We start from the raw sequence: 15885 nt of genomic DNA on the forward strand, positions 1-15885 counted from the left end.
CGCACGCCTGCGCGGCCAGGTCGTGGCCGAGCTCGGTGGCCTGCGCGCGCAGGGCGGCGATCTGGTCCCGGAGCTGGCTGGTCGACATACCCCATCATAACCGAACACACGTACGATCCGCAAGTCAGTGTCCATATGCGATCCAGCAAGTCACCGACCACAGGGAAGCTGCCGGGTGCAGCAGCGGTGCCCGCACCTCCCGCACCGGTGAGACCGGTCGCCGCCCGCCACGGCCCCGCGCCGGCCACCGCCCCCTGCCACCCGGCATCCCGTACACCCAGCACCATCGATGGCCGGCCTCCGCGTGTTGCTCCACGCCGGCCCGCGCCCCGCTGTGTAGCGTGGCCTCCGAACAGGTGTTCTAACCCACCCGCCCGGCATCGGGCGGCACCGTCGGAAAGGGTTCCCGCTCGTGCGCGTGCTCGGTGTCGACCCCGGCCTCACCCGGTGCGGCCTCGGCGTCGTCGACGGTCGACCGGGCCGGGCGGTGATGGTGGCCGTCGGGGTGGTGCGCACTCCGAGCGGCGGCGACCCGGGGGAGCGCCTCGTCTTCCTCGAGCGCGAGCTCGACGCGTGGCTGGCCCGCTTCGAGCCCGAGGTCGTCGCCGTCGAGCGGGTCTTCGCCGACACCAACATCACGACCGTCATGACCACCGCCCACGCCACCGCCATCGCCCTGCTCACGGCGACCAAGCGCGGCATCCCCGTCGTCTTCCACACCCCCACCGAGGTCAAGGCAGCCGTCACGGGATCCGGCCGGGCCGACAAGTCGCAGGTCACGGCCATGGTGACCCGCATCCTCGGCCTCGACGTCGCGCCCCGCCCCGCGGATGCGGCGGACGCCCTCGCGCTGGCGATCTGCCACGCGTGGCGCGGGGCCGCCGAGGCCCGCCTCGCCGCCCTGGCCGCGCGGGTGCCCCGGTGATCGCCTCCGTCCGCGGCCCGGTGGCCCACGTCGGCCTCGACCGCGTCGTCGTCGAGGTCGGTGGCGTCGGCCTGCTCGTCCACACGACCCCCGCCACGGCATCGACGTGCCGCCGGGGGAGCGAGGTGTCGCTGGCCACGACCCTCGTCGTCCGCGAGGACTCCCTCACCCTGTTCGGCTTCGCGTCGCCCGACGAGCGGGACATGTTCGAGACGGTGCAGACGGTCTCCGGGGTCGGGCCGCGGCTCGCCCTCGCGATGCTCTCGGTCATGGGGCCCGACGAGCTGGCCGCGGCGCTGGCCACCGGCGACAGCAAGGCCCTCACGACGATCCCGGGCATCGGGGCGAAGTCGGCACAGCGACTCGTCCTCGAGCTGCGCGACAAGGTCGGGGCGGTGACGGGCAGTGGCGACGCACCGGCATCCGGCGGCGTCCGCGTCGTGCCGGGGCAGGAGCCCTGGCGCGGTCAGGTCGCCGAGGCGCTCGTCGGCCTCGGCTGGTCGGCGAAGCAGGCCGGGGATGCCGTCGAGCGGGTCGCGGCGAGCGCCCCGCCGGATGCCGACATCGCGGCCTACCTGCGGCTCGCCCTGCGGGAGCTGCGGCCGTGAGCGGCGGGCGCACCGAGCCCGGGTTCGCGAGCGAGCTCGTCGAGGCCGACGGTTCCTCCGAGGCGACGGCCCGGGTCGTCGACCCCGCCGGCACCGACGACGACCGTGCCGCCGAGGCGGCGCTGCGACCGAGGCGGCTCTCGGAGTTCCCGGGGCAGCCGCGGGTGCGCGACCAGCTCGGCCTCGTCCTCGAGGCGGCCCGCCGGCGCGGTGGGACCCCGGACCACGTGCTGCTCTCCGGTCCCCCGGGGCTCGGCAAGACGACGCTCGCGATGATCGTGGCGGCCGAGCTCGAGCGACCACTGCGGCTCACGAGCGGGCCCGCGATCCAGCACGCCGGCGACCTCGCGGCGGTGCTCTCCTCGCTCGACGAGGGCGAGGTGCTCTTCCTCGACGAGATCCACCGGATGAGCCGCTCCGCCGAGGAGATGCTCTACCTGGCCATGGAGGACTTCCGGGTCGACGTGATCGTCGGCAAGGGACCCGGCGCCACCGCCATCCCGCTCGAGCTGCCGCCGTTCACCGTCGTCGGCGCCACGACCCGGGCCGGGCTGCTGCCGGCCCCTCTTCGCGACCGGTTCGGCTTCACCGGGCACCTCGACTACTACGACACCGCCGACCTCGTGACGATCCTCCACCGGTCGGCGCGCCTGCTTGGCGTCGAGGCCGACGACGCGGGCATCCTCGAGATCGCCGGGCGGTCCCGGGGCACCCCCCGGATCGCCAACCGGCTCCTGCGGCGGGTGCGTGACTGGGCGCAGGTGCACGGCGAGGGGCACGTCGACCTCGCGGCGGCGCACGCGGCCCTCACGCTCTTCGACGTCGACGACGCCGGCCTGGACCGCCTCGACCGGGCGGTGCTCGAGGCCCTGTGCCGGCGCTTCGGCGGCGGACCGGTCGGCCTGTCCACCCTCGCGGTCGCCGTGGGGGAGGAGGCCGACACCGTCGAGACGGTCGCCGAGCCCTACCTCGTCCGCGAGGGCTACATCGTGCGCACGCCGCGGGGCCGGGCCGCGGCACCGCGCGCCTGGACCCACCTCGGCATCGAGCCCCCGCGCTCGGCGCCCCTCCAGGAGCTCCTGCCGCTCGAGGAGCCCGGCACCGCCGCCGACGGCTCCGGACCTGGCGGGGCGAGCGACGCGAACGGGCGCTTCGGCTCCTGAGCGGGCGGACAGCCGCCCGGGCACGCCACGGGACCCGGCATCGTTGGTGGGTGAGGAAGGCGTCGCCTAGACTCAATCCTCGGCCCGGCGCGTCCGGGCCGAACCACTGCCTGCCGCGAGCGGGCGACCTGACCCCGAAGGACCATCTCACTCATGTTCACCGGCTCCGGCCTCGGCTACGTGCTCATCCTGCTCCTCCCGTTCCTGCTCCTGGTGTTCATGATGTTCACCCAGCGGCGGCGCGCCCAGCAGGTGCAGGCGCTCCAGAACAGCCTGACGGTGGGTGAGGAGGTCGTCACGACCTCGGGCCTGTACGGGACGATCGTCGCGCTCGACGAGCGGGTCGTGACGCTCGACACCGGGGCCGGGGTCACCGTCCGCTTCGACCGCCGTGCCATCGGCATGCGCGTCTCCGAGGTCGCCTGACCATGGCCGCGCAGCAGCAGCGCTCGTACGCACGCCGGGCCCTCCTCGGCCTCACCGTCCTCACCCTGACCCTCGTCGGGCTCCTCGCCGGGGCGATGTACTGGTCCGACGCCCAGTCCGCCCCGAAGCTCGGCCTCGACCTCGAGGGCGGCACGCAGATCATCCTCGAGCCGAAGACGACCGCGGGCCAGACCGTCACGGCCGAGCAGCTCAACCAGGCGCGCGACATCATCGTCCAGCGCGTCGACGCCGGTGGCGTGTCGGGCGCCGAGGTCACGACCCAGGGCGACCGCAACATCGTCGTCAGCATCCCCGAGATCCCCACGCAGGAGGTCCGGGACGCGATCAGCAAGTCCTCGCAGCTGCAGTTCCGCCCCGTGCTCGCCCTCGCCTCCGGCACGCCCGTGCCCGAGCCGACCGCCTCGGGCACCGCCTCCCCGAGCCCGTCGCCGACGCCCACGCCGGAGACCGCGAGCAGCGCCGAACCCACGAGCAACAGCTCGGTGCCCGAGGCGCTCACCGCCCCAACGCCCGCCCCGAGCGCCTCCGCCACGGCCGGCGCGTCGCCGTCGCCGTCGCCGAACCCCTCCGGCGAGGGCTCGACGCCGACCGACGCGACCGACCTCGCCTGGATCACACCCGAGCTGACCCAGCAGTTCGAGGAGCTCGACTGCTCCGACCCCGCAGCCCTCGAGGACCTCGTCGACGACCCGACGAAGCCCCTCGTCACGTGTGACGACACCGGCTCCGCGAAGTTCGTCCTCGGCCCGGTCGTCGTCTCCGGCGACAAGATCAGCGACGCCACCTCCGGCTACCGCACGAACCAGCAGGGCGCGGTCACCAACGAGGTCGAGATCGCGCTGACCCTCAACGGCGAGGGCGCCGAGCAGTACGCCGACATCAGCCGGACGATGGTGGCCCTCCCCGAGCCCCAGAACCAGCTCGCCGCGACCCTCGACTCGCGCGTCATCGTCGCCCCCCGCTTCAACGAGGCGATCCTCGACGGGCGCGCCAGCATCACCGGTGGCTTCACCCTCGAGGAGGCGCGCAGCCTCTCCGACCAGCTGAAGTTCGGTGCGCTGCCCCTGTCCTTCATCGAGCAGACGAGCATCGACATCAGCCCGACGCTCGGCAGCGAGCAGCTGCGCTACGGTTTCATCGCCGGGGCCATCGGCCTGTTCCTCGTCTTCGTCTACTCACTGCTCCAGTACCGCGTGCTCGGCCTGGTGACCGTCGCGTCGATCGTCGTGGCCGGGCTGCTCACCTACCTCGCCATCACCATCCTCGGCTGGTCGCACAACTACCGCCTCGACATGGCCGGTGTCACCGGCCTCATCGTCGCCATCGGCTTCACCGCGGACTCCTTCATCGTCTACTTCGAGCGGATCCGCGACGAGCTGCGGGACGGGCGCTCCCTGGGCGCCGCGGTCGAGACCGGGTGGAACCGCGCCAAGCGCACGATTCTCGTCGCGGACGGCGTCAACTTCCTCGCCGCCGCCGTGCTCTACGCGCTCGCGAGCTCGAGCGTGCGCGGCTTCGCGTTCACGCTGGGCCTCACGACGCTCATCGACCTGCTCATCGTCTTCTGGTTCACCCACCCCGTCGTCTCGCTGCTCGCGCGACGACCTTTCTTCCGCGATGGCCACCCGTGGTCCGGCCTCGACCCCAAGCGCCTCGCGCTGCACTCGGCCAAGCCCCGGTATGCCGGTCGCGGCCGCGTCACGACCCCGGCACCCGTGGCTGCCGGCACCGAAGGAGGTGTGGCATGAGCTCGACGTTCGCCACCCTGGGCAACGACCTCTACACCGGCCAGCGCTCGGTCCCCGTCGTCGCCCAGCGACGCAAGTTCTACCTCGCCTCAGGGCTCGTCATGCTCATCGCGGCGCTCGGCATCGTCGTCCAGGGGCTCAACCTCGGCCTGGAGTTCCGCGGCGGCTCCGAGTTCCGGGTGGCTGCCCAGAGCGTGCCCGACGACTACGAGCAGGTCGCCCGCCAGGCCGTCGGTGCGACCGAGGACCAGCGCGGCGTCAACGTCACCCTCGTCGGCAACGACACGGTGCGCGTCCAGACCGAACGGCTCTCCGACGCGGACAGCCAGGCCGTGCGCGCCGACCTCGCCGAGGCTTTCGGCGTCGCCTCGTCGGAGGTGAGCGGCACCTTCATCGGGCCGTCGTGGGGTGCCTCGGTGAGCCAGCAGGCGCTGCGCGCGCTCGTCATCTTCCTCGTGCTCGTCGCAGTCGTCATGTCGGTCTACTTCCGCAACTGGAAGATGGCCGCGGCGGCGCTCATCGCGCTCGCCCACGACATGCTCATCACCGTCGGCATCTACGCCCTGAGCGGCTTCGAGGTGTCACCGGCGACGATGATCGGGTTCCTCACGGTGCTCGGGTACAGCCTCTACGACACCGTCGTCGTCTTCGACAAGGTCCGCGAGAACACCACCGAGGCCTTCGCCAACGGGCGCCTCACCTTCGCGCAGGCCGCCAACCTCGCCGTCAACCAGACGATGGTCCGCTCGATCAACACGACCGTCATCGGCCTGTTGCCGATCGCGGCGGTGCTCGCCGTCGGGGCGGTCTTCCTCGGCCCGGGCGTGCTGCTCGACCTCTCGCTCGTGCTCTTCGTCGGCATCCTCGTCGGCGCCTACTCCTCGATCTTCATCGCCACGCCGCTCCTCGTGACGCTGCGCCGCAACGAGCCCGCCGTCCTCGAGCTCGAGAAGCGGGCGACGCGCCACCAGGCGCGCCAGGCCAAGGACCTCGCCGCCCAGGAGGCCGCCGAGGAGGCCGCCGAGCTCGGCGGTGAGTCGCCGGTGCCGGTCGTCGTCGGGGCCGGCGGCGCCCCTGCGGCCGCCGCGGGCGAGGGGGCCACGCTCACCGGCCGCGCCGTGCACAAGTACGCGCAGTCCGGTCCGCGCAACCAGCCCCGGCGCACCCCCAAGTCCAAGCGCTAGGACCGGCCCGGGCGGGAACCGCCCGCCTCCGCCCGCTGCAGCCCGCCCGCTGCCGCCCGCCCGCAACCCGGGCGCCCGGGACGGCGGGAGAGTGCGGACGACTACACTCCGGTCATGGCGGAGGACCTCACGACCGCGCCGGCGGGCACCCCGCCCCCCGGCCTGTCCTCGCGCGCCAGGGCCCGGGCTGCGCTCGCCCTCGTGGGCCGCAACCGCAGCCCCGAGAACCCCGTCCTCGAGCCCCTCCTGCAGGTCGTCCGCAGTACCCACCCCAAGGCCGACCTCAGCCTCATCGAGCGCGCCTACGCGGTCGCCGAGCGCGCCCACGAGGGCCAGAAGCGTCGCTCGGGCGACGACTACATCACGCACCCGCTCGCGGTGACGACGATCCTCGCCGAACTGGGCATGACCCCGACGACGCTGGCCGCCGCGCTGCTGCACGACACCGTCGAGGACACCGCCTACAGCCTGCAGGCCCTGCGCAGCGACTTCGGCGACGAGATCGCGATGCTCGTCGACGGCGTCACGAAGCTCGACAAGGTCACCTACGGGCAGGCCGCCCAGGCCGAGACGGTGCGCAAGATGGTCGTGGCGATGGCCCGCGACATCCGGGTGCTCGTCATCAAGCTCGCCGACCGGCTGCACAACGCCCGCACCTGGCGCTACGTCTCGCAGGAGAGCGCCCAGCGCAAGGCCAGGGAGACCCTCGAGATCTATGCGCCGCTCGCGCACCGGCTCGGCATGAACACGATCAAGTGGGAGCTCGAGGACCTGTCGTTCCAGGCGCTCTACCCCAAGGTCTACGACGAGATCGTGCGCCTCGTCGCCGAGCGCGCCCCGGCCCGCGAGGAGTACCTCGCCACGGTCCGCGACGAGGTCAGTGCCGACCTGCGTTCCGCGAAGATCAAGGCGACGGTCACGGGGCGGCCCAAGCACTACTACTCCGTCTACCAGAAGATGATCGTGGGGGGTCGCGACTTCGAGCAGATCTACGACCTCGTCGCGGTCCGGGTGCTCGTCGAGACGGTCCGGGACTGCTACGCCACGCTGGGGGCGCTGCACGCACGGTGGAACCCCGTGCCGGGGCGGTTCAAGGACTACATCGCGATGCCGAAGTTCAACATGTACCAGTCGCTGCACACGACGGTCATCGGGCCGGGTGGGAAACCCGTCGAGATCCAGATCCGCACCCACACGATGCACCGCCGGGCGGAGTACGGCGTCGCCGCGCACTGGAAGTACAAGGAGGACCCCAACGCCAAGGGCACCGGCGCCCAGGGCGGGGCGCAGGCCCGGGACGGCCAGTCCGGCCCGATCAACGACATGGCGTGGCTGCGCCAGCTGCTCGACTGGCAGAAGGAGACCTCCGACCCGGGGGAGTTCCTCGAGTCACTGCGCTTCGAGATCAACGCGAGCGAGGTCTACGTCTTCACGCCGAAGGGCCAGCTCGTCGGCCTCCCGGCCGGCTCGACCCCGGTCGACTTCGCCTACGCCGTGCACACCGAGGTTGGCCACCACTGCATCGGTGCCCGGGTCAACGGCCGCCTCGTGCCGCTCGAGAGCCGGCTCGACAACGGCGACGTCGTCGAGGTCCTCACGTCCAAGGCCGACTCCGCCGGGCCCTCGCGCGACTGGCTCGGCTTCGTGCGGTCCGCCCGGGCGCGCAACAAGATCCGGCACTGGTTCACCAAGGAACGTCGCGAGGAGATGATCGACGAGGGCAAGGACTCCCTCGCCAAGGCCATGCGCAAGCAGGGCCTGCCGCTCCAGCGGCTCACGTCCGTCGAGTCGCTCACCGGCGTCGCCGAGGAGCTGCGCCTGGCCGGCATCGACGGCCTCTACGCCGCCATCGGCGAGGGCCACGTCTCCGCGCAGCACGTCGTCTCGCGCCTCGTGGCGTCGGTCGGCGGCGAGGAGGGAGCCAGCGAGGACATCGCCGAGGCCGCGAGGCCGACGACGTCGCGGCCGACCCAGCGTCGGTCCGGCGACCCCGGCGTCGTCGTCAAGGACATGTCCGACGTGTGGGTCAAGCTCGCCCGCTGCTGCACGCCCGTCCCCGGCGACGACATCCTCGGCTTCGTGACCCGCGGCAACGGTGTGTCGGTGCACCGTCGCGACTGCACGAACGCCGACGCCCTGCTCTCCCAGCCCGAGAAGATCATCGAGGTCGAGTGGGCCCCCACGTCGGGGAGCATGTTCCTCGTCCAGCTGCAGGTCGAGGCGCTCGACCGCTCCCGGCTGCTCTCCGACGTCACCCGGGTCATCTCCGACAACGGGGTCAACATCCTGTCCGCAGCGGTCACGACCTCCCGTGACCGGGTCGCGAAGCTGCACTTCACCTTCGAGATGGGCGACCCCGGCCACCTGGGGCACGTCGTGCGCGCCGTGCAGCGGGTCGACGGGGTCTTCGACGCGCACCGGGTGACCGGGGGCAAGCGCGCCAACGACTGAGCGACGGCACGGGACCGGCTCCGAGGTTCGCTGCGCCCCTGACGTGGGGCGTCGAACCGACCCACCTCGTTGGCCTGGCGGGCGGCGGTGAGAGGTCAGCCGCCGAACTCGTCGAGCCCGGCGCGGGCCTGCGCGAGCCACTCCTGCTGAGTGGCCAGACGCCCCCGAGCGGCGTCGGCAGCCCCGGTGTCCCCGCCGGCCTCGGCCCGGGCGACCTCGGCCTCGATGGCGGCGACGGACGCCTCGAGCTGCTCGACCATCGAGCGCGCCCGCGCGGCGACCTCGGGGTTGGTGCGCCGCCAGCGCTGCTCGTCGGCCTCGCGCACGCTCGCCTCGACCCGACGCATCCGCTTCTCGACGCGCTCGAGGTCGGCCCGCGGGACCTTCCCGGCGTGCTCCCACCGGTCCTGGATGCCGCGCAGCGCGGCCTTGGCCGCCTCGACGTCGGTGACCGGCAGAAGTGCCTCGGCCTCGACGAGCAGCTCCTCCTTGACGGCGAGGTTGGCCCGGAAGGACTCGTCCTCCGCCGCGGCCACCTCGTCCTTGGCGGTGAAGAAGGCGTCCTGGGCGCTGCGGAAGCGCTCCCAGAGGGCGTCGTCCTCGGCGCGCGAGGCGCGACCCGCGGCCCGCCAGCGGTCCATGAGCTGCTTGAAGGCGCGCGCGGTGGGTGCCCAGTCGGTGCTCGTCGCGAGCTGCTCGGCCTCCGCGACGAGGGCCTCCTTCGTCGCCCTCGCGTCGGCGCGGCTCACCTCGAGGTCGGCGAACCAGGCGCGGCGGGCCTTGTCGAAGGAGTTGCGGGCGTGGCTGAACCGCGTCCACAGCGCCGACTCGGTCGTCTTGTCGAGCTTGGGGCCGGTGCGCTGGTGCTGCTTCCACTCGTCGAGCAGGGCCCGCATCCGCTCACCGCTCGTCTTCCACTGCGTCGATGCCGGGGGCTGGCCGGCAATCCGCTCGGCCTCCTCGACGATCGCCTCGCGCTGCTGCACGGCCTGGGCCCGGGCGGCCGCACGGTGCTCGGCCTCGAGGGCACGCTTGGCCTCGAGCCCGGCCTCGACGCGCTCGATGGTCGCGAGCAGGGCGGGGACGTCGCCGACGACGCCGGTCGTCGCGACGTGCTCCTTGAGCGTGGTGAGCCCGTCGGCGACTTCCCGGGCGGAGACGTCCGGGATGGACAGCCGGGCCTCGAGCAGGTCGGCGGAGGCCGCGAGCTCGTCGTACTTGCGGGCGAAGTACTGCAGGGCCTCCTCAGGCGTCGCCCCGGGGTAGGACCCGACCTCGCGCTCCTCGCCGTCGACGGTGACGAACACGCGGCCCTGGTCGTCGACCCTGCCGAAGCGTGCCGACTCCGAGTGCGCCACGGGGGCCGGCACCGCCACCGGACGCGCGTGCATCCGTGCCGCGAGGGCGGCCGGCGAGGGGATCGTCGGGCGGGGCGTGGGCTGGTCGGGCTTGTCGTCGGGCTTGTCGTCGGGCTTGTCGTCGGACACGGTCAGGCCTTCTTCTCGGTCACAGCAACGCTGAGGATGCTGATCGGTGCGGCGGGGAAGCCGTCGTCGGGGCTGGACCCGCCGGGGGCGACCCCGGCGGCAGCGATCTTGTCGACAATATCCAACCCGGCGGTCACCTCGCCGAACACGGTGTACCCGTCGGGGTCCGGCAGCGAGGAGTCCCCGTGGACGATGAAGAACTGGCCGCCGTTGCCCTGCTCCGGGTCCGCGGTACGGGCCATCGCGAGCGTGCCGCGGGGGTACGCGCCGTCGGCGGGGGCGTTCTCCACGGCGAAGCCGTAGCCGGGGGTGCCCTGCCCCGTCCCGGTCGGGTCGCCGCACTGCAGCACCTTGAGCGAGTCCGCGGTCGTGAGCCGGTGGCACGGGGCGTTGACCCAGTAGTTCTGCCGCGCCAGCTCGACGAACGAGGCCACGGCCTGGGGGGCCTTCGTGCCGTCGAGGGTGACCTCGATGTCGCCGCAGTTCGTCGCGATCGTCCCGACGAAGGTCTTCCCCTCGGCGGTCGCCGCATCGGGCAGCTCGAGCTGCGCTGCGGTGCCGAGGGCCGCCGGCGGCTGGTCGCACCCCGCGATCGTCGTCGTCGGCTCCGTGGCCGGCTCCTCGGAGGCGAAGACGGTGCCGAGCAGGGCCAGTCCGCCGAGCACGACGACGACGGTGCCCACGATGGCGGCGACCCGCATCCTGCGGGCCCGGTCGGCCTCGCGCCGGGCGAGCGTCGCCTGCTGGCGCTCGTAGCGGCGACGCGCCCGGGCGCGCTCCTGCTCCTTGGTCACGCTGGGTCCCTCCGTGTGGCGGCAACGGCGGCCCAGTCTAGGCAGGCACGCTGCGGCTACGCTCGCACCGTGCTCGCCGTCGCCTTCCCCGCCGCCGCCTTCGGCACGAACTGCTACGTCCTCGCCGCCGGCCCGGGCGAGGAGTGCGTCGTCGTCGACCCCGGCATCGGGGTGGAGCAGACCCTGCGCGACGTGCTCGCCGAGCACCGGCTGCGCCCCGCCGCCGTGCTGCTCACGCACGGACACCTCGACCACGTCTACTCCGTCACCCCGGTGTGCGGCGGGACGACCGCGGCGTACATCCACGGGGAGGACCGCTACCGGCTCCACGACCCCGTCGCCGGCCTGGCCCCGGGCACCCTGGCCATGATGGAGCAGCAGTTCGGTCGTCGGGCGACGTGGCGCGAGCCCGAACGGGTCGTCGAGGTCACCGACCGCCAGCTGCTCGCCCTCGCGGGCCTGGACGTCGAAGTGCTCCACGCGCCGGGGCACACCGAGGGGTCGGTGATGTTCGGCCTCGACGAGGTGCCCGACGGCCTCCCCGCCGAGGAGGCCCTGGAGCGCACGATGGTCTCGGGCGACGTGCTCTTCGCGGGCTCCATCGGGCGCACCGACCTCCTCGGGGGCGACGACGCCGCGATGCGTCGCAGCCTGCGCGACGTCGTGCTCCCCCTGCCCGACTCCACGCTCGTGCTCACGGGGCACGGGCCGGCCACGACGATCCGCCGTGAGCGGGCGACCAACCCGTACCTGCGAGGATTGACCGCGTGAGCGCACCCACCAAGGTGACCCCCATCTCGGGGTTCCCCGAGTTCCTGCCTGCCGAGCGTCTCGTCGAGCTGCACTTCCTCGACGTCGTCCGCGAGGTCTTCGAGCTGCACGGGTTCGCCCCGCTCGAGACGCGCGCCGTCGAGCCGGTCGAGCGGCTGCTGGGCAAGGGCGGTGACGCCGACAAGGAGGTCTACGGCATCCGCCGCCTCGCGGCCGACGACGACCGGGATGCCGCGCTGGGCCTGCACTTCGACCTCACGGTGCCGTTCGCGCGCTACGTGCTCGAGAACGCCGGCCGGCTCGACTTCCCCTTCCGCCGCTACCAGGTGCAGAAGGTGTGGCGCGGCGAGCGACCCCAGGAGGGCCGCTTCCGCGAGTTCACCCAGGCCGACATCGACGTCGTCGACGTCGGCGAGCTCGCCCCGCACTTCGAAGCCGAGATGCCACTCGTCATCGCGGAGGCGTTCCGCCGCCTGCCGGTCGGGGAGTTCCGGATCCAGGTCAACAACCGCAAGATCCCCGAGGGCTTCTACCGCGGCATCGGCATCAGCGACGTCGCGACGACGCTGCGGATCGTCGACAAGCTCGACAAGGTCGGGCCCGGGCCGGTGGCAGAGATGCTCATCGAGTCGGGGGCGAGCGAGGACCAGGCCCGGCAGGTGCTGGCCCTCGCGTCGGTCAGCAGCACCGACCTGTCCTTCGTGGATGCCGTGCACGCCCTCGGCGTGCGGCACCCGACCCTCGACGAAGGGCTCGACGCCCTCGCCGCCGTCGTGGCCGCCGGCATGGAACAGGCGCCGGGGGTGCTCGTGGCCGACCTGCGGGTCGCGCGCGGTCTCGACTACTACACCGGCACGGTCTACGAGACCCAGCTCGTGGGCGCCGAGGCGTGGGGGTCGGTGTGCTCGGGTGGCCGCTACGACTCGCTCGCCTCCGACGGCCGCACGACCTACCCGGGGGTCGGCATCTCGATCGGGCTGACCCGCCTCGTCCACCTCCTCGTGACCAAGCGGGGCCTCACCGCGAGCAGGTCCACGCCGGCCGCGGTGCTCGTCGCCGTCGTCGACGAGGCGAGCCGGGAGACGTCGCGCCGGGTGGCCACGGCCCTGCGGGCGCGCGGCATCCCGTGCGAGGTGGCGCCGAGTGCAGCGAGGTTCGGCAAGCAGATCCGCTACGCCGACCGGCGCGGCATCCCCTTCGTGTGGTTCCCGGGTGCGGGGGAGGGCGGCGACCAGGTCAAGGACATCCGCTCCGGTGAGCAGGTCGACGCCGACGCGGCGACCTGGCAGTGCCCACCCGAGGACCTGCGGCCGGCCGTCGTCACGCCGTAGCTCCAGCCCGGCATCCGGCAGGCGTACCCGCCAACAGGCAGTGGGGCCCACGACGCTGTCCGGTCACGCTCACGGCGCGGCTCATCCGTGCCGACTGCCTGTTGGTGGGTTCGGTGGCACCGGGACCGAGCGAGCCGACCTGGTGGTCAGCTCGCGGCGGTGGGTGGCGGACGCAGCCCGCTCTCCCTGAGCTCGAGCAGCGCGAGGGCGTGGATGACGTCGCTCTCGCCCCGGCGCCAGGCGCCGGCGGGGTCGTCGGACACCCGGGCGAGCCGCGGCATCGGCTGGTTCGCCATGGCGCGCAGGGCGAAGAGGTCGAGGTCCGGTGCGGCGTCGATGAAGCGCTGGGCCGCCCCGGCGCGGCGCGCGAAGCGCACCCGCAGCACGAGCCAGAACAGCCCGACGATGAGGATCGGGATCAGGGCCGTGGTGAGGGCGAGCAGCAGCGACACCTGCTCGACCGCGCTCACGAGGTCGGCGCCTGCCTGCTCGATCTCCGAGCCGACACCGGCGGCGGCCCGGAAGGGGGTCGCGACCCGGTCCTGGAGGAGGGGCAGGTCGTCGAAGCCGTCGCCCGCGCTCGTCATCGTGCCGCGGAAGCTGGCCCCCGCGCCCGAGAGGTCGCGACCCGGCTCGGCGAGCAGCATCGTCGTGTCGTACACCCGCTGCGCCACCCGCACCCAGAGCACGACCCAGAGCACGACGCCGACGTCGGCGACGACCTGGGCCAGGCGCCTCGCGGGGATGTCGCTGTAGAGCTTCATGGGGCTTCCTCCCGGTCGTGGGGTCGGGGTGCGACCCGGGTCTAGACTCGCATCGCGCTCCAGCGGGGGCGCGCCCGCCACGGCAACGGTGCCGTGGCGATCGTCGAGCGAGACAGGGCCAGATAGCCGTGAAGGTCGGGATCCCCAGCGAGGTCAAGAACAACGAGTTCCGGGTCGGCATCACCCCCGTGGGGGTCCACGAGCTCGTGCGCCGTGGGCACGACGTGCTCGTGCAGAAGGGCGCCGGCCTCGGCTCCTCGATCAGCGACGAGGAGTACGTCTCCCAGGGCGCCACGATCATCGACTCCGCCGACGACGTCTGGGGCGAGGCGGACATGGTCATGAAGGTCAAGGAGCCCGTCGCCGAGGAGTACCACCGGCTGCGCGAGGGCCTCACCCTGTTCACCTACCTCCACCTCGCGGCCGACGAGCCGCTGACCAAGGAGCTCGTCGCGAGGAAGGTCACCTCGATCGCCTACGAGACCGTGCAGCTGCCCTCCGGCCTGCTGCCGCTGCTCTACCCGATGTCCGAGGTCGCGGGGTGCCTGGCCCCCCAGGTGGGGGCGCACTCGATGATGAAGGCCCAGGGCGGCCGTGGGGTGCTCATGGGCGGCATCGGCGGCGTCGCCAACTCCAAGGTCGTCGTCATCGGCGCCGGCGTCGCCGGCCAGAACGCGGCGAACATCGCCCTCGGGATGGGTGCCGACGTCACCCTGCTCGACACCGACCTCGACAAGCTGCGGATGAGCTTCTGGCGCTACGACAACCGGGTCGCCCAGATCGCGTCGTCCTCGATGTCGATCAAGGAGCAGGTGCTCGGCGCGGACCTCGTCATCGGCACCGTGCTCATCCCCGGCGCCAAGGCCCCCAAGCTCGTCACCGACGACATGGTCGCCCAGATGAAGCCGGGGTCGGTTCTCGTCGACGTCGCCATCGACCAGGGCGGCTGCTTCGAGCACTCCCGCCCGACGACGCACGCCGACCCGACCTTCCAGGTCCACGACTCGATCTACTACTGCGTGGCGAACATGCCCGGCGCGGTGCCGCACACCTCGACGTGGGCGCTGACCAACGCCACCCTGTCCTACGCGACCAAGCTCGCCGAGCAGGGCTGGAAGGAGGCCTCCCGGGCCGACCCGGCCCTCGCCCTGGGCCTGAACACCCACGGCGGCCACGTGACCTACGCCGCGGTCGCCGAGGCCTTCGGCATGGACAGCATCACCCTCGACGAGGCCCTGTCCTGACCGACGCCGCGAGCCCGCCGACGGCCCGCCCCACCCCGGTGGCGCGGGCCGTCGACGCGTGGCTGACCCACCTCGACGTCGAGCGCGGGGTGTCCCGCAACACGCTCACGGCCTACCGGCGCGACCTGGCCCGGTGGACCGCCCACCTCGCCTCCGTCGGGGTCGACCGTCCCGAGGACGTCCGCGAGGCCCACGTCAGCGACTTCCTCGCCGGGCTGCGCGAGGGCGACGAGCACCACCAGCCGCTCGCCGCGACGTCCGCCGCCCGCACCCTCGTCGCCGTACGCGGCCTGCACCGCTTCCTCGCGCTCGAGGGCGTCCTCGACGCCGACCCCGCGCGCACGGTGAGCCCGCCGAGGCCCCCGTCGCGGCTGCCCAAGGCGATCCCGGTCGAGGACGTCGAGCGCCTCCTGGAGGCGGCTTCGGTCGGCGACACCCCGGCATCCCTGCGCGACCGCGCCCTCCTCGAGGTGCTCTACGGCACCGGGGCCCGCATCTCCGAAGCGGTCGGCCTCGACGTCGACGACGTCGAGGGGGAGGACCGCGTGGTCCGGCTGCGGGGCAAGGGCGGCAAGGACCGGGTCGTCCCGCTCGGGTCGTACGCCGCCGCGGCGCTGTCGGCCTGGCTCGTGCGCGGCCGGCCCACCCTCGCCGCGCGGGGTGTCGGCACCCCCGCGCTCTTCCTCAACGCCCGTGGGGGGCGGTTGTCGCGGCAGAGTGCCTGGTCGGTGCTGCGGGCCTGCGCCGAGCGGGCTCACCTCGAGGGCCACCTCTCGCCCCACACCCTGCGCCACTCGTTCGCGACCCACCTCCTCGAGGGTGGCGCCGATGTGCGCGTCGTCCAGGAGCTGCTCGGCCACGCATCGGTGACGACGACGCAGGTCTACACCCTCGTCACCGTGCAGCGGCTGCGCGAGGTCTACGCCCAGAGCCACCCCCGGGCCCGCTGAGCCCGCGCGGCAACCCGC

General features: G+C 73.0%; 14 protein-coding genes. 11 read left to right on the forward strand and 3 right to left on the reverse strand.

Translation table 11 applies throughout. The annotated features are described in order from the left end of the window. Positions 1-412 precede the first annotated feature (412 nt). The 7 genes from ruvC (at position 413) to ABD899_RS14165 (ending at position 8526) form a co-directional block, all read left to right on the forward strand. Complete coding sequence (ruvC, locus tag ABD899_RS14135; protein WP_345207114.1) at positions 413-925, forward strand: crossover junction endodeoxyribonuclease RuvC; 513 nt, start codon at positions 413-415, stop codon at positions 923-925. Then, complete coding sequence (gene ruvA / locus ABD899_RS14140) at positions 922-1533, forward strand: Holliday junction branch migration protein RuvA (protein WP_345207116.1); 612 nt, start codon at positions 922-924, stop codon at positions 1531-1533. Before ruvC ends, ruvA begins: the two co-directional genes overlap by 4 nt. Beyond that, positions 1530-2696: a Holliday junction branch migration DNA helicase RuvB gene (gene ruvB / locus ABD899_RS14145; protein WP_345207118.1), complete on the forward strand. Its 1167-nt coding sequence runs from the start codon at positions 1530-1532 to the stop codon at positions 2694-2696. Before ruvA ends, ruvB begins: the two co-directional genes overlap by 4 nt. Before the next feature lie 153 nt (positions 2697-2849). Beyond that, a complete protein-coding gene (gene yajC, locus ABD899_RS14150) occupies positions 2850-3122 on the forward strand; it encodes a preprotein translocase subunit YajC (RefSeq protein ID WP_345207120.1) in 273 nt (90 codons plus the stop codon). A gap of 2 nt (positions 3123-3124) precedes the next feature. After that, complete coding sequence (gene secD / locus ABD899_RS14155; protein ID WP_345207122.1) at positions 3125-4891, forward strand: protein translocase subunit SecD; 1767 nt, start codon at positions 3125-3127, stop codon at positions 4889-4891. Further along, positions 4888-6075, forward strand: coding sequence for a protein translocase subunit SecF (gene secF / locus ABD899_RS14160; protein ID WP_345207124.1), 1188 nt, complete (start codon positions 4888-4890; stop codon positions 6073-6075). The genes secD and secF overlap by 4 nt, the downstream gene beginning before the upstream one ends. A gap of 114 nt (positions 6076-6189) precedes the next feature. After that, positions 6190-8526, forward strand: coding sequence for a RelA/SpoT family protein (locus ABD899_RS14165; RefSeq protein WP_345207126.1), 2337 nt, complete (start codon positions 6190-6192; stop codon positions 8524-8526). A 95-nt stretch (positions 8527-8621) separates the two neighbouring features. Here ABD899_RS14165 and ABD899_RS14170 read toward each other — a convergent pair whose 3' ends face one another. Together ABD899_RS14170 and ABD899_RS14175 are read right to left on the reverse strand one after the other, a co-directional pair. Continuing rightward, complete coding sequence (locus ABD899_RS14170) at positions 8622-10013, reverse strand: DUF349 domain-containing protein (RefSeq protein WP_345207128.1); 1392 nt, start codon at positions 10011-10013, stop codon at positions 8622-8624. A 2-nt stretch (positions 10014-10015) separates the two neighbouring features. Then, a complete protein-coding gene (locus ABD899_RS14175) occupies positions 10016-10807 on the reverse strand; it encodes a peptidylprolyl isomerase (RefSeq protein ID WP_345207130.1) in 792 nt (263 codons plus the stop codon). Positions 10808-10876: 69 nt separating this feature from the next. Here ABD899_RS14175 and ABD899_RS14180 point away from each other — a divergent pair, with 69 nt between their 5' ends. Then, positions 10877-11578 carry an MBL fold metallo-hydrolase gene (locus ABD899_RS14180; protein ID WP_345207132.1) on the forward strand — a complete coding sequence of 234 codons (702 nt, stop codon included), beginning with the start codon at positions 10877-10879 and terminating at the stop codon, positions 11576-11578. Further along, positions 11575-12909 carry a histidine--tRNA ligase gene (gene hisS / locus ABD899_RS14185; protein WP_345207134.1) on the forward strand — a complete coding sequence of 445 codons (1335 nt, stop codon included), beginning with the start codon at positions 11575-11577 and terminating at the stop codon, positions 12907-12909. The genes ABD899_RS14180 and hisS overlap by 4 nt, the downstream gene beginning before the upstream one ends. Before the next feature lie 146 nt (positions 12910-13055). Here hisS and ABD899_RS14190 read toward each other — a convergent pair whose 3' ends face one another. Next, positions 13056-13673: a hypothetical protein gene (locus tag ABD899_RS14190; RefSeq protein ID WP_345207136.1), complete on the reverse strand. Its 618-nt coding sequence runs from the start codon at positions 13671-13673 to the stop codon at positions 13056-13058. Positions 13674-13801: 128 nt separating this feature from the next. Here ABD899_RS14190 and ald point away from each other — a divergent pair, with 128 nt between their 5' ends. Both ald and xerD read left to right on the forward strand, forming a co-directional pair. Next, positions 13802-14917 carry an alanine dehydrogenase gene (gene ald, locus ABD899_RS14195; RefSeq protein WP_345207138.1) on the forward strand — a complete coding sequence of 372 codons (1116 nt, stop codon included), beginning with the start codon at positions 13802-13804 and terminating at the stop codon, positions 14915-14917. A gap of 38 nt (positions 14918-14955) precedes the next feature. Then, entirely contained in the window at positions 14956-15867 is a 912-nt protein-coding gene (gene xerD / locus ABD899_RS14200; RefSeq protein ID WP_345207140.1) for a site-specific tyrosine recombinase XerD, read from the forward strand. The last annotated feature ends 18 nt before the right edge of the window (positions 15868-15885 follow it).

It is taken from the genome of Fodinibacter luteus, from assembly GCF_039541575.1.
Taxonomy (GTDB): Bacteria; Actinomycetota; Actinomycetes; order Actinomycetales; family Dermatophilaceae; genus Fodinibacter; species Fodinibacter luteus.